Annotated in this window: 12 protein-coding genes; 8 read left to right on the plus strand and 4 right to left on the minus strand. The window is 73.0% G+C overall.

Going from position 1 to position 14,231, the window contains the following annotated elements; genetic code table 11:
- Positions 1 to 4: 4 nt before the first annotated feature.
- From ACWDBB_RS24620 to ACWDBB_RS24635, 4 genes are all read right to left on the minus strand, one after another.
- Positions 5 to 1,597: an NCS1 family nucleobase:cation symporter-1 gene (locus ACWDBB_RS24620; protein ID WP_449791656.1), complete on the minus strand. Its 1,593-nt coding sequence runs from the start codon at positions 1,595 to 1,597 to the stop codon at positions 5 to 7.
- A 219-nt stretch (positions 1,598 to 1,816) separates the two neighbouring features.
- Positions 1,817 to 2,830 carry a TIGR03842 family LLM class F420-dependent oxidoreductase gene (locus ACWDBB_RS24625; protein ID WP_449791657.1) on the minus strand — a complete coding sequence of 338 codons (1,014 nt, stop codon included), beginning with the start codon at positions 2,828 to 2,830 and terminating at the stop codon, positions 1,817 to 1,819.
- A gap of 175 nt (positions 2,831 to 3,005) precedes the next feature.
- Positions 3,006 to 4,454 carry a dihydropyrimidinase gene (gene hydA, locus ACWDBB_RS24630; protein ID WP_449791658.1) on the minus strand — a complete coding sequence of 483 codons (1,449 nt, stop codon included), beginning with the start codon at positions 4,452 to 4,454 and terminating at the stop codon, positions 3,006 to 3,008.
- Positions 4,455 to 4,465: 11 nt separating this feature from the next.
- On the minus strand, positions 4,466 to 5,308 hold the full coding sequence (locus tag ACWDBB_RS24635) for a nitrilase-related carbon-nitrogen hydrolase (protein ID WP_392871972.1): 843 nt from the start codon (positions 5,306 to 5,308) through the stop codon (positions 4,466 to 4,468).
- Between the two features lie 427 nt (positions 5,309 to 5,735).
- On the opposite strand from ACWDBB_RS24635, the gene ACWDBB_RS24640 reads away from it, so the two are divergent.
- The 8 genes from ACWDBB_RS24640 to ACWDBB_RS24675 all read left to right on the plus strand — a co-directional run bounded on the left by ACWDBB_RS24640 (position 5,736) and on the right by ACWDBB_RS24675 (position 14,130).
- Positions 5,736 to 8,918 (plus strand): hypothetical protein, encoded by a 3,183-nt coding sequence (locus ACWDBB_RS24640; RefSeq protein ID WP_449791659.1) that lies wholly within the window; start codon positions 5,736 to 5,738, stop codon positions 8,916 to 8,918.
- Between the two features lie 137 nt (positions 8,919 to 9,055).
- Entirely contained in the window at positions 9,056 to 9,133 is a 78-nt protein-coding gene (locus ACWDBB_RS24645; RefSeq protein ID WP_350736542.1) for a putative leader peptide, read from the plus strand.
- 201 nt (positions 9,134 to 9,334) lie between these two features.
- On the plus strand, positions 9,335 to 10,021 hold the full coding sequence (locus ACWDBB_RS24650) for a cysteine dioxygenase (protein WP_449791660.1): 687 nt from the start codon (positions 9,335 to 9,337) through the stop codon (positions 10,019 to 10,021).
- Positions 10,015 to 10,401 (plus strand): rhodanese-like domain-containing protein, encoded by a 387-nt coding sequence (locus ACWDBB_RS24655; RefSeq protein ID WP_360251340.1) that lies wholly within the window; start codon positions 10,015 to 10,017, stop codon positions 10,399 to 10,401. Before ACWDBB_RS24650 ends, ACWDBB_RS24655 begins: the two co-directional genes overlap by 7 nt.
- Before the next feature lie 214 nt (positions 10,402 to 10,615).
- The gene (locus tag ACWDBB_RS24660) at positions 10,616 to 11,797 is read left to right on the plus strand and encodes an ABC transporter ATP-binding protein (RefSeq protein ID WP_449791661.1); all 1,182 of its coding nucleotides are present in this window, start codon (positions 10,616 to 10,618) and stop codon (positions 11,795 to 11,797) included.
- Entirely contained in the window at positions 11,787 to 12,455 is a 669-nt protein-coding gene (locus ACWDBB_RS24665) for an ABC transporter permease (RefSeq protein ID WP_449791662.1), read from the plus strand. Before ACWDBB_RS24660 ends, ACWDBB_RS24665 begins: the two co-directional genes overlap by 11 nt.
- Positions 12,452 to 13,129 (plus strand): ABC transporter permease, encoded by a 678-nt coding sequence (locus tag ACWDBB_RS24670; RefSeq protein WP_449791663.1) that lies wholly within the window; start codon positions 12,452 to 12,454, stop codon positions 13,127 to 13,129. Before ACWDBB_RS24665 ends, ACWDBB_RS24670 begins: the two co-directional genes overlap by 4 nt.
- A gap of 44 nt (positions 13,130 to 13,173) precedes the next feature.
- Positions 13,174 to 14,130: an ABC transporter substrate-binding protein gene (locus tag ACWDBB_RS24675; RefSeq protein ID WP_449791664.1), complete on the plus strand. Its 957-nt coding sequence runs from the start codon at positions 13,174 to 13,176 to the stop codon at positions 14,128 to 14,130.
- Positions 14,131 to 14,231 lie beyond the last annotated feature (101 nt).

Consider the following 14,231-nt stretch of genomic DNA (forward strand, 5'->3'; position numbering starts at 1 on the left):
TCTGTCAGCCGCCACCCGTCATCCGCCTTCCGTCATCCGTCAGCGCCCCACTCCCTCCCGACGCCCCTCTCCCGAACACCCCGGTCAGCCCCAGGTACACCACGGCCGCCGCCGTCAGCCCGACGGCCCAGCCGTAGTCGGCGAGCGGCTTGAGGACGGGGATCAGACCGTCGGCCGGAAAGGGGCCCTGCTCGGCGCCGTCGGCGTCGAGGGCGGAGTACGAGCCGCCGACGGCCAGCACCCCGCCCACCAGCAGCGCCGCGACGGCCCGCCAGTTCCAGCCGGCCGCGTACCAGTAGGCCCCGCCCGGCCGGTACAGCTCGGCGAGCCGGAGGCGGGTGCGGCGAAGCGCCCAGTAGTCGGCGATCAGCACTCCTCCGACCGTGCCGAGCAGGCCGCCGACGACGCCCAGCCAGGTGAAGATGTACACGTGGGGGTCGGAGATCAGCCGCCACGGGAAGATCGCGATCCCGACCACTCCCGTGATCAGCGCCCCGGTCCGGAAGGTCACGAGGCGCGGCAGCAGGTTGGCCAGGTCGTAGGCGGGTGAGACGACGTTGGCGGCGATGTTCACCGACAGCGTCGCGACCAGCACGGTCAGCAGCGCGAACAGGATGCCGATCGGGTTCTCCATCTTGGCGGCCAGTTGGATCGGGTCCCACACCGGCGCCCCGTAGACCGCCTCGGAGCCCGAGGTGACCAGCACGGACAGGAAGGCGAACAGCGTCATCGTGGTCGGCAGGCCGAGTGCCTGCCCGCGGATCTGGGCCCGCTGGCTGCCGCCGAAGCGGGTGAAGTCGGGAATGTTCAGCGAGAGGGTGGACCAGAACCCGATCATGCCCATCAGAGCCGGGAAGAAGACCTTCCAGAAACCGCCGCCCCACCCCAGCCTGGACGGCTGGTCCAGCAGCGGCCCGAGCCCGCCCGCCTTGAGGGTGATCCACACCAGCAGCGCGAGCGCGCCGACGATGACGAACGGCGCCGCCCAGTTCTCGAACCGCCGCAGCGCCTCCATCCCCCGCGCGATGACGGCCATCTCGATCAGCCAGAACAGCAGGAACGAGAGCCACTGCGTCCACGGGTAGCCGCCGAACTCACCGGCCGTGCGCCAGGATTCACCGAACAGCTTGCCGGCCAGCAGGAAGATGCCCTCGCCGCCGATCCAGGTCTGGATGCCGAACCAGGCACAGGCCACCGCCGCCCGCAGCAGGGCGGGCAGGTTGGCGCCGCGCAGCCCGAAGGCGACGCGGGCGAACACCGGGAACGGGATGCCGTACTTCGTTCCGGCGTGGCCGGTGAGCAGCATCGGTATGAGCACGAGGAGGTTGGCGAGCGCGATGGTCAGCACCGCCTGCTTCCAGTCCATGCCGAGCGTGACGAGGCCTGAAGCCAGCGTCCAGGACGGGATGTTGTGGGCCATGCCGACCCAGAGCGCGAGGAAGTTGTACGTGGTCCAGGTGCGCCGCGCCACCGGGACCGGCCGCAGGTCGTCGCTGGTGAAGCCGTTGGGGGGCAGTTCCCCGGCGGCCGGGTCCAGTTCGACCCGGCCGTCGGGGTGGTGCCACTGTCTTCCGCCACTGGTCGCGGTGTCGGGCATGGGCAACTCCCGTCCGCCGCGGGCGAGTCCGCGGCTGGGCTCAGGTGGAGGTCACAGGCGGATTCGCGGGCAGGTTCACCAGCCGGCTCGGGATCGACACACAGCGGGTCGCCACCGCAGCGGATCGGCACCACACCGGGTCACCACCGCAGCGGGTCGGCACCGCAGCCGGAGGGGCATCACACGGAACATCACAGGCAGAACATCACGAACAGGGCGTCACAGGTGCGGGATGACGTCCGTCCCGTACGCGTCGATGGTCGCCTCGATGGCGTCGTGCATGGCGTAGACGGCGAACTGGTCGACGCCGAGCGAGCGGAGCTCCGCCAGCCGGGCCCGCTGCGCCTCCACCGGGCCGATCAGGCAGAAGCGGTCCACGATCTCGTCGGGGACGAAGGCCGTATCGGGGTTCCCGGCCCGCCCGTGGTGACTGTAGTCGTAGCCCTGGCGGCCCTTGATGTAGTCGGTGAGCGCCTCCGGCACCAGGTCGGAGTGCTCGCCGTAGTGACTGACCAGGTCGGCCACGTGGTTGCCGACCATGCCGCCGAACCAGCGGCACTGCTCCCGGGCGTGGGCGAGCGCCTCGGGCGAGTCGTCCGCGGTGACGTAGGCGGGGGCGGCTACGCAGATGGTGATCGAGTCCGGGTCCCGGCCGGCCTCGACGGCGGCGGCCCGTACCGCCTTCACCATGAACTCCGTGAGGTAGGGGTCGGCCAACTGCAGGACAAACCCGCTTGCCTGACGTCCGGTCAGGTTCAGCGCCTTCGGCCCGTACGCCCCCATCCAGATCGGCAGGGAGGCACCGGCGCCGACCCACGGCAGGCGCATCTCGGTGCCGTCCACCTCGGCGGTGCGCCCCTCGGCCAACTCCTTGATGGCGTGCATGGCTTCGGAGAGCCGGGCGAGGGTGGCGGGGCGTCGTCCGGCGACCCGCATGGCGGAGTCGCCGCGGCCGATGCCGCAGACGGTCCGGTTTCCGTACATGTCGTTGAGCGTGGCGAACATGGATGCGGTCACCTCCCAGGTGCGGGTGGAGGGGTTGGTGACCATCGGGCCCACGACCATCCGCTCGGTCTCCGCGAGGATCCGGCTGTAGATGACGAAGGGCTCCTGCCACAGCACGCAGGAGTCGAAGGTCCAGCCGTGGCTGAACCCGGCCCGCTCGGCGCGGATCATCCGGTCGATGAGCAGCCGGGCGGGCGGGTCGGTCTGAAGGACGAGGCCGATGTCCATGAGGGGCTCCAGGTAAGGGTTTCGACCGCCGCCGCCCGGTCGCCGGTCGGGTCGGAGCGACGAGCGCGCGGGCGGCGGCGGGTGGACGTCCAGAGCGGGAGAGGCGGGCGGACGTTCCGGACGGGAGGAACGAGAGGGGCAGGAGAGATGGAAGGGACGGGAAGCTGAGGTGGTGTCAGAGCAGGTACTGGCAGGTGTCCCGGCGCAGGAAGGTGCCGTGGCCGGCCCGGCCCAGCCAGTGGCCGCCGTCCAGCACGACGGTGCCGCGCGACATCACCGTCCGTGCCCGGCCGGTGAGTCGGCGGCCCTCGTAGGCCGAGTAGTCCACGTTCATGTGGTGGGTCGCGGCGGAGACGGTCTGCACCGCGGTGGGGTCGTAGACCACCAGGTCGGCGTCGGCGCCCGGGGCGATGGTGCCCTTGCGCGGGTGCAGGCCGAACATCCGGGCCGGGGTGGTGCAGGCGATCTCGACCCAGCGGCGCCGGCTGATGTGCCCGTCCAGCACGGCCTGGTGGAGCAGGTCCATCCGGTTCTCGACGCCCGGCAGGCCGTTGGGGATCTTCGAGAAGTCGCCCCGGCCCAGCTCCTTCTGGCCGACGAAGCAGAACGGGCAGTGGTCGGTGGAGACCACCTGGAGGTCGTTGGTGCGCAGTCCGCGCCACAGCGCGTCCTGGTGCTCGCGCGGCCTGAGCGGCGTGCTGCACACGTACTTGGCGCCCTCGAAGCCGTCGGCCCCCTCCTCGGCGAGGTTGTCGGTGGAGAGGAAGAGGTACTGGGGGCAGGTCTCGCCGAAGACGTTGAGGCCTTCGTCCCGGGCCCGGGCGAGTTCGGCGAGCGCGGCGGCGGCGGAGACGTGCACCACGTAGAGCGGGCTGCCGGCCACCTGGGCGAGCCTGATCGCCCGGTGGGTGGCCTCGGCCTCCAGCAGTTCGCGGCGGACCTCGCCGTGGTGGCGGGGGGCGGTCCTCCCGGCGGCGAGTGCCTGTTCGACCAGGACGTCGATGGCGATGCCGTTCTCCGCGTGCATCATGATCAGCCCGCCGTTGGCGGCGCCGCGCTGCATGGCGCGCAGGATGCGGCCGTCGTCGCTGTAGAACACGCCGGGGTAGGCCATGAACAGCTTGAAGGAGGTGGACTCGCCGGAGTCCACGAGGGCGTCCATCTCCTTCAGCACCGCGTCGTTGACGTCGGAGACGATGGTGTGGAAGGCGTAGTCGATCGCGCAGTTGCCCTCGGCCTTGGCGTGCCAGGTGTCCAGGCCCTCGCGCAGCGAGCCGCCGACCGGCTGGACGGCGAAGTCCACGACGGTGGTGGTGCCGCCCCAGGCGGCGGCCCGGGTACCGGTCTCGAAGGTATCGGAGGCCGCGGTGCCGCCGAACGGCAGTTCCATGTGGGTGTGGGCGTCGACGCCGCCCGGGATGACGTAGTGGCCGGTGGCGTCGATGACGGTGTCTGCGGTCCAGGCCTCGGCGGCGGAGCTTCCTGTGGCGGCGAGGGCGGCGATGCGCTCGCCCTCGATCAGGACGTCGGCGTGGAGTTCCTCGGTGGCGGTGATGACGAGGCCGCCGCGGACGACGGTGCGCTGCTGCGGGCCGCGGGCGGTCCGCACGTCGTTGGTGGTCATCGGGCTGCTCCTCACGCCTCGGCGAGCGGCCCGTAGGCGTCGGGGCGGCGGTCGCGGTAGAACGCCCACTGCTGGCGGACCTGTTCGATCAGGCCGAGGTCGAGGTCGCGGACGACGAGTTCCTCCTCCTTGTCGGAGGCGACGTCGCCGACGAACTGACCGCGCGGGTCCACGAAGTAGGAGGTGCCGTAGAAGTCGTTGTCGCCGTACTCCTCGGTGCCGACGCGGTTGATCGCGGCGACGAAGTACTCGTTGGCGACGGCGGCGGCGGGCTGTTCGAGCTGCCAGAGGTAGCCGGACAGGCCGCGGCTGGTGGCGGAGGGGTTGTAGACGATCTGCGCGCCGGCCAGGCCCAGGGCGCGCCAGCCCTCGGGGAAGTGGCGGTCGTAGCAGATGTACACCCCGACCTTGCCGACGGCGGTGTCGAACACCGGCCAGCCGAGGTTGCCGGGCTTGAAGTAGTACTTCTCCCAGAAGCCCTTGACCTGCGGGATGTGGTGCTTGCGGTACTTGCCGAGATAGCTGCCGTCGGCGTCGATGACGGCGGCGGTGTTGTAGTAGACGCCGGTCTGCTCCTCCTCGTAGACCGGGACGACCATCACCAGCCCGAGTTCGCGGGCGAGGTCCCGCATCCGGCGCACGGTCGGGCCGTCGGGAACGGCCTCGGCCCAGCGGTAGTGCTCGGCCTCCTGGACCTGACAGAAGTACGGGGAGTTGAAGACCTCCTGGAAACCGATGATCTTCGCGCCCTGGGCGGCGGCCTCGCGGGCGTACCGCTCGTGGAGCGCGATCATGCTCTCCTGGTCACCGGTCCAGCGGGTCTGAACGAGCGCGGCACGGACGATCTGCGACATAGGTACCTCCGCAACTCCGCGGCCCGGCCGTGCGGTCGGGCCTGCGGTCTGAGGGTTGACGGGGCTGGTCCGACCCGCGGTTCCGCTCGGGGAACCACTGGGTCTACGTGCGTAGAAAGCGATCTGTAGACGGTAGGCCCGGCCTCGGTGGCCTGACAATACGTCGGCTGAAACGCGTCTGGGGCGATCTTGTTGCGCGGACACGCGGACGGTCCCGGGTGGGATGAAAAGCTGATCTACCCCGGGAGTTGCCCCCTTACTCGTTCGAGTGAAACCAGGCACTCCTGGTGCGCAATCGGCGACGGTGGGGTAAGACCCGCGTGGACGTCGTCGCGGATCACCACGAACCGTCAGTTCACCGTGGTCTCCTACGAGTTCACGGCCCGATCACGGGGGATCGGGCCGACGAAGCGGGGGTGTGGTGGTGGTGAGGAATTCCGCGGCGGACACCGCGAGATCGGCGGAACCGACGGGCACGGCGCCCACGGCGGCGGGCGCCCCCGCGGCACGGCCGCCCGCCCTGCCCGCCTGGGCGGGTCTGCTGCTCGCCCTCGGCACGCTGCTGCCGCTCGTCCTCGGAGGGCTGCTCTTCCACCGCCAGGCACCGCCCGTACGGGACGTCGCCCTCCAGTTGGCCGGTTCCCGCACGGCAGCCGAGGCGGTGGTCGGCGGGCGGGTCGCGGACCACCTGGCCGCCCTGCGCGCCGACGGCTGGCTGATCGGCGGCTACGGGCTGACGCTGGCCGCCGCGGCGCTGCTGGGCGGGTACGTGCTCGGGCCGGCGCGCCGGCGGTCGCAGGCGTTCGCAGTCGGCGGCGCCGGGCTGCTCGCGGCCTGCTGCGACCTCGGCGAGGACGCGCTGCTGCGCGCGGGGCTCGACGGCCTCCACCCGGGCACGGGCGGCTCCGACGCCCCCTTCGCCGCCGCCACCGCGCTCGCCACCGTCAAGTGGCTGCTGCTCCTGCCCGCCGGGGTGGCCGCCGCGGGGCTGTTGCTGGTGACGGCCACCCGGGCGGTGCGCGGGCTCCGGCCGTCGCGCGTGGACGCGAAGGCCTTCGGCGCCGACTCCCCCGACCGGCCGGCACTGATCCCGCCCTGGCCGATCGCCACCCGGCACGCCGCCCCGCCACCCGCCGACGCGGCGCCGGGCGCCTGCGCCACACCCGACGCCCGGGAAGCACCCGTCCGGCACGCCCACTGGCGCGACGCCGCCCGGGTGCCGCCCGGCCGCGAGCCCGCCGAGCTCGGCTTCTGCGCCTCCGGCGGCGGCATCCGCTCCGCCTGCGTCGCGCTCGGCGCGCTCCAGTCGCTGCGGCCCTGGCTGAAACGGGCCCGCTACCTGGTCTCCGTCTCGGGCGGCGGCTACACCGTCGGCGCGCTCCAGCTCGCACTCAGCGACTCGGCCCCCGGCAGCCCGGTGCGCGCCGTCTCGGGCCTGACGGCCGACACCGTGCTGGAGCCCGGCTCCCCCGAGGAGGACCACCTCCGCCGGCACGGCAAGTACGTCGCCGACGGCGCCGGGGAATGGCTGGTCGCCCTCGGGACACTGCTGCGCGGCCTGCTGTCCGCCCTCACCCTGCTGCTGGCCGCCGTCCTGACGCTCGGCCTCGGACTCAGCCGCTTCTACCAGGCCGTGCCGCTCACCGATCCGGGCCGGCTGGCGGCGGCCGGGCTGCGCCACGCCGGGGCCGTCGCAGGGCCGTTGGAGTTCCGGGCGCCGGCGCTCGCGGCCCTCGGTGCCCTACTGGCGTTGGCGGCCGGGTGCTGGCTGCTCTGGCTGCTGGCCTTCCCGTCGCTCGGCTGGCAGGCGCTGCTGCCACGCGCGCTGCGCCGGGTCAACCTCGGCCTGCTCGGGCTGGCCGCCCTGCTGGCCGTCGGGGTGCTGGCGGTGCCGGGCCTGGCCTGGGGCGCGGTGCGGCTCCAGCAGGCCCTGGCCGCGGGGCCGCAGCTGACCGGCGCGGGGCTCGGCCTGATCTTGGCGCTCAGCTACCTGGCACTGCTGCTCGGCATACTCTGGCGCGACCGCCGGGTGCCCGGCCGGGGTGCCAGCGCACCGGGCGCGGCGGGCCGCGGCGCGGTCCGGCCCCGCGGCGTCCGCTCCGCCAGCCTCCCCCAGACCCTCGTGGTGTGGTCCGCCCTCCTGGCGCTGACGGCGGGTGCCCTGCTGGCCCTCGGCTGGGCGGTCGCCACCGGGTACGCCTGGCCGGCCGCCGTCCAGGTGCTGCTGCCGCTGCTGCTCGTCGCGGTCGGGCTGAACCTCGACCAGACCTGGATGAGCCTGCACCCGTTCTACCGGCTGCGGCTGGCCTCGGCGTTCGCGGTCCGGCGGGTCACCGAGGGCGGCCGTTCGCTGGCCCGCCCGTACCACTTCTTCCGGGAGCAGACCTGGCTGAGCCACTACGGCGCCCGGCGCCCCGACTTCCCGCAGGTGATCTTCTCGGCGGCAGCCAACCTGTCCGGCAACTCCCGCACGCCACCGGGTCGTCCGGCGGTCTCCTTCTCGCTCTCGTACGACTACGTGGGCGGTCCGGACGTCGGGTACGCGCGTACCGACCTGCTCGAGCGGCGCACCCGTCCGCACATCGCCAGGGACCTCACCGTGCAGTCGGCGATGGCCGTCTCCGGCGCGGCCTTCTCCTCCGCGATGGGACGGGAATCCCGGGTCTACCAACGGCTGTTCGCGGTCACCAACGCGCGTCTCGGCACCTGGCTGCCCAACCCCGCGGTGCTCGGTCCGGACTGGTCCGGGCCGCCGGACTGGCGCCGCTCCGCGCAGCCCGCCGTCCGCCGCCTCCCGTACCAACTGCGGGAGCTGATCGGGCGGTTCCCGGCCGACGACCGCTTCCTGCTCACCACCGACGGCGGCCACTACGAGAACCTCGGGCTGGTCGAGCTGCTGCGGCACCGGGTGCGCACCGCGGTCTGCATCGACGCCAGCGGGGACGCCGGCTACGCCACCAACCTGGCCGCCGCGATCACCCTGGCCCGTGAGGAGCTGGGTGTCGCCATCACCCTGCACGAGCCCGAGCTGCTGATCCCGGGCAGCGCCGCCGACCGGCCCGCCGAGGGTGGCGTCGCGCACGACGGCGCGCACGACGGCCCCGACGGTGGCCCGGACACCGGTTCGGACAGCGGTTCGGACAGCGGCCCGGGCTCCGGTGCGGTCGGCAGCACGGGCCGCCGACCGCCGCTGCGCGGGCTGGCGGCGCAGCTGTCCGCCAGGCTCTCGGCCCGGGCGGTGGTCACCGGGGACATCCACTACCCCGACCTGGGCGAGGGCCCCGGGGCCGTCCGGCACGGCCGACTGATCGTCCTCCAGGCGGTGCTGACACCCGACATGCCGTACGAGCTGCACGCCTACGCGATGGCGAACCGGGCCTTCCCGAACGACCGCACCAGCGACCAGTGGTTCGACCACCAGCAGTTCGACGCCTACCAGACGCTCGGCCGCCACTTGGGCGAACAGGCCGCACCGCTGCTCGAGCGGGCCCTGGCCGGCCCCGCGCCGGGCAGCACCGCCGGGTCGCTGCCCGCGCAGCCGGCGGGTGACGCCATGCCGGCACCGTCGGCCACTGCCCCGCCGGCGCCGCGCGGCCGGGCCGAGGGGTAGCGGCCGACGGGTTGTCGACATGTGGTCGAGGGGCGGTCCGCGGGTGGCCGAGGGGACCGCCCGGCACCGGCGGTGACCGGCGGCGGGCCGTCGGCTCGGCTTGACTTCGTCCGCTTCGCTCGGGAAGGATCCGGCGCATGGAATCCGGCACCACTCTGGTCTGCCGCCTGCACGTCGATCTGCGACGCCAGGCGAGTTCCATCTGTGCCTGTTGACCTTGCTCTTCCCCGCCGGTCCCGCCCTGTGACGTCTGCCAGGGCCCGTGCCGCGCGATCGCACCCGCAGTCCTGACTTCCGCCTCCGTCCCGGCGCACTCGTGCATGGCCGGCCGCTCCGTCGGCCCGCGCCCGTCCACGGCGGCCGGATGGCGGGCGCATCCCACCGACGTTCCCCGCCGCATCCGAGGACGCCCCCCCATGAGCCTGAGCCCGAGCACCAGCCCCGACGCCCGACCCGCCGCCGGCCCCGGTCCCGACTCCGCCACCGCCCCCGGCACCGCCCCCGTCCATCGCGCCGGCACCGGCACGGGCACCGCGCGCCCCGCCGACAACGCGGGCAAGGCTGGCAACGCGGGCACCGCGAGCACCGCCGCGAGCACCGCCGCCAACCCCGAGCCGCCACCGACGCCGCCCACCGAGTCCACCCCCGCGCCGCTCACCCCCGGCACCCTGCGGACCATCGTCCGCGAGCTGGCCGAGCGCCCCGAGGAGTGGATCCACCACGTCCGCCTCTCCACCGAGGAGCGCTGGTACCGGCGGCTGGCCGTCGACGGGGCCCACGAGGTGTGGCTGATCAGCTGGTTGCCCGGCCAGTCCACCGGTTTCCACGACCACGGCGGCTCGCGCGGCGCGTTCACCGTCGCCCTCGGCGAGTTGGAGGAGCTGTCCCTCGGCGGCCCGGACCAGGGCCTGCTGATCCGGAGGATCCCGGCCGGCACCACCCGCGCCTTCGGCCCCGAGTACGTGCACGACGTGCGCAACACCGCCGTCGGCCCGGCCGTCACCCTGCACGCCTACTCGCCGCCACTGAGCTCGATGGCGCACTACGACCTGCGGGCCGGCGGGCTCGTCCGCACCTCCGAGGAAGGACCCGAACAGTGGTGACCACGATCGACGACCTGGTGGAGCGGGCCCGGGAGGGCGTCCACCGGCCACGCGCCCGGGAGGCGTACCAGGCCCAGCTGGACGGCGCGCTGCTGGTGGACATCCGTCCGGCGGCGCAGCGGGCGGCCGAGGGGGAGATCCCCGGCTCGCTGATCATCGAGCGCAACGTGCTGGAGTGGCGGCTCGATCCGACGGGCAGTCACCGGATTCCCGAGGCCTCGGGCTACGACGTCGAGGTGATCGTGGTCTGCTCCGAGGGCTACGCCTCCAGCCTGGCCGCCGCCTCCCTGCGTGAGCTGGGGCTCCATCGGGCGACCGACCTGGACGGTGGTTTCGTCGGCTGGGCGGCCAGCGGCCTGCCGACCCGTCAGGGCGGCTGAGCGCGCGGGCGCACCGCGTGCCGGGGCGGTAAATCAAGGACAGGAGATGATGCAGGTCATAGTCTGATCAGAGTTTCCGCCGGTCCAAAGCTGGGCAGCTACGCGGGCGGAAGTACGCCTGGGCGCTAGAAACTGCCGTCACCGAACGACCCGACCGAACGACCGAACGACCCAGGCGCCACCTCCCCGGGGCGCCCTGACGAGGAAACTCCACGTGATCAGATTCGAGGGCGCGGGAAAGCGCCACCCCGACGGCACCGTCGCCGTCGAGGGCCTGGACCTGGAGGTCCCGACCGGTCGGATAACCGTCCTGGTCGGGCCTTCCGGCTGCGGGAAGACCACCCTGCTGCGCATGGTCAACCGGATGGTCGAGCCCACCTCCGGCCGGGTCCTGCTGGACGACACGGACGTCGCGAAGCTGGAACCCGCCAAGCTGCGCCGTGGCATCGGCTACGTGATCCAGCAGGCCGGGCTCTTCCCGCACCGCAAGGTGATCGACAACATCGCCACCGTCCCCTACCTGCTCGGCTGGGACCGCAAGAAGGCCCGCGCCCGCGCCGTCGAACTGCTCGAACTGGTCGGACTCGCACCGGAAACCGCCAAGCGGTACCCGTTCCAGCTGTCCGGCGGCCAGCAGCAGCGCGTCGGCGTGGCGCGCGCGCTGGCCGCCGACCCACCGGTGCTGCTGATGGACGAACCGTTCAGCGCGGTCGACCCGGTGGTGCGGGCCGGGCTCCAGGAGGAACTGCTGCGGCTCCAGTCCGAGCTGCACAAGACGGTGCTGTTCGTCACCCACGACATCGAGGAGGCCGTCCGGCTCGGCGACCAGGTGGTGGTGCTCCGCGAGCACGGCCGGATCGCCCAGCTGGCCGACCCGCACACCCTGCTCACCACCCCCGCCGACGACGGCGTGGCCGCCTTCCTCGGGCGCGACCGGGGCCTGCGCGGCCTCGGGCTGCGCCCCGCGAAAACCGTCGAGCTCCGCCCCGTGGACGGAGGACTCCGCTACGGCGGCTGGGAGTTGACGCTGGACGACGAACGCCGCCCGATCGGCTGGATCGACCGCGACGCCGTCACCGCCGAACTGCACCCGCCGGCGGTCTTCCGCCCGGACACCGACACCCTGCGCACCGCGCTGGACGCCGCCGTCCTCTCCCCCGCCGGGGTCGCGGTCGCGCTGGACGCCGACGGCCGGGTCACCGGTACGGCGAGCCGCGACGCCGTCCTCGCCGCGCTGCGGCCCGACGGCTCCGCCTCCGGCTCTGGCTCCGGCTCGTCTGAGGCCGGCCGGGGCGTCCGCGTCGACAAGTCCCCGGCCGGCGCCGGAAGCCGGCGGAACGACACGGGTGGACAGCACGACGCGGCGGGCGCGGACGGAGTCGACGGTGGACGATGAACCGATCGTCCGCTGGTACTGGATCGGCGACCACCTCGGCTACCTCGGCGACCTGCTCGCCGACCACGCCCTGATCGCCCTCGTCCCCGTGCTCATCGGCCTGCTGCTGGCCGTCCCGCTCGGCCTGGCCTGCGCCCGCTACCCCCGGCTGTACCAGCCGCTGTCCGCCGTGTTCAACATCGTCTACGCGCTGCCCTCGCTGGCCGTGTTCGTGGTGCTGATCCCGTACACCGGCCTCGCCACCCAGGCGACCGTGATGATCCCGCTCACCTTCTACGCCCTCGCCGTGCTGCTGCCGACCACCGTGGACGGGCTGCGCGCCGTCCCGGACCCCGTCCGGCAGGCCGCCACCGCGATGGGGTACGGGCCGTGGCACCGGCTGACCTCGGTCGAGCTCCCGGCCGCCGTGCCGTACCTGATCGCCGGACTGCGGGTGGCGGCGGTGTCCAGCATCTCGCTGGCGAGCGTCGGCGCACTGGTCGGTCGCGGCGGACTCGGGTACCTGTTCGTCGACGGCTTCCAGCGCACCTTCCCGACACCGATCGTGGCCGGCATCGTGCTGATCGCCGTCCTGGCCCTGGCCGTCGACCTGCTGCTGGTGGCCGCCCGACGGCTGCTCGCGCCGTGGGCCGTCCGGGAGAAGGGAGCCGGCTCGTGAACTGGCTGAACTGGCTGAGCGACTTCTTCACCGCTCCGAACCACCTCAGCGGGCCGGACTCGATCGTGCACCGGGTCGCCGAGCACCTGGTGCTCTCCGGCGAGGCCCTGCTGTTCGCGGCGCTGCTCGCCGTCCCGCTCGGGCTGCTGATCGGCTACACCGGGCGCGGCGTCACCGCGGTAACCGCGCTCGCGGGCGCCGCCCGCGCCCTGCCCACCCTCGGCCTGGTGACGCTGGCGGTGCTGCTCGCCGGGGTCGGCGACACCGCCGTGCTGGTCCCGCTGGTCGCGCTCGCCGCACCGCCACTGCTGGTGGCCGCCGTCGAGGGGGTGCGCGGCACCGATCCGGACGTGCGAGACGCCGCGCGCGGCATCGGGCTGACCCATCCCCAGGTGCTGCGGCAGGTCTGCCTGCCCTCGGCAGCGCCGACCCTGCTGGCGGGCTTCCGCACCGCGACCGTGCAGGTCATCGCGACCGCCACGGTGGCCGCCTACGTCGGCCTGGGCGGTCTCGGCCGCTACGTCATCGACGGGCTGGCGACCCGCCAGTACGCGGTGACCGTGGGCGGCGCGCTGCTGGTGGTGCTGCTCGCGGTCGCCGCCCAGCTGTTCTTCGCGCTGCTCGCCCGGTTCGCGCTCCCGGCCGGGGTGCGTGCCCAGCAGCAGCCCAACTGACCCCGTCCGCCCTCCTCTCCAACTCCGGAAGGACATCTGTCACCATGTCGACAATCAACCGAAGCCACCGCGTCGCCGCCATCGGTGCCCTCGCCGCGCTCGCCCTCGGCGCCACCGCCTGCGGTTCCTCCGGCGGCAACCCGCTCGACGGGGGCGCGGGCGCCTCGGCCTCGGCGGGCGGCTCGGGCGGCTCGGACGGCTCGGGCGGTTCCGGGTCGACCGTCGTCGTCGGCTCGGCGAACTTCCCGGAGAACGTCCTGCTCGGATCGATCTACTCGCAGGCACTCAAGGCCAAGGGCGTCAAGGTCCAGGAGAAGTTCAACATCGGCAGCCGCGAGGTGCTCTACGGGCAGTTGCAGAGCGGCAACCTGACCGTCCTGCCGGAGTACAACGGCTCGCTGCTCGCCTACCTGGACGCCAAGTCCACCGCCGTCACCACCCAGGACGTGAACGCGGCGCTCACCAAGACGCTGCCGGCCTCGCTGGGAATCCTCGAGTCCTCCCCGGCCGAGGACAAGGACTCGCTCAGCGTCACCCAGGAGACCGCCGACAAGGACAACCTCAAGAGCATCGCCGACCTCGCCGCCAAGGGCGGCGAGTTCACCATCGGCGGGCCGCCGGAGTTCAAGAACCGCCGCGAGCAGCAGCTCAAGGACGTCTACGGGCTGACCTTCAAGGAGTGGAAGCCCACCGCCGACACCACCGCGAACGCACTGAAGGACGGCAGCATCCAGGTCGGCAACGTGTTCACCACCGACCCGAAGATCGCCCAGTACAAGCTCGTCCCGCTGGCCGACCCGAAGAACATCTTCGGCGCACAGAACGTCACCCCGCTGGTCCACAAGGCGGGCGTGGACGGGACCGCGACGGCGGCGCTCAACGCGGTGTCGGCCAAGCTCGACACGGCCGGGCTGATGGCGCTGATGAAGCGCGTGTCGGTGGACAAGGAGGACCCGTCGGCCGTCGCCAAGGACTGGCTGAAGGTTAACGGCCTCGGCTGACGACTGACGGCTGGTCGGCAGGGCCGGCGGTCCGGCCTGCGGCAGGCGGTCGGCAGGTCGACCGGCAGGCGGGCGCGGCCCGCGGCGGCCCCGGAGGAGCT

Source organism: Kitasatospora sp. NPDC001095, assembly GCF_053598615.1.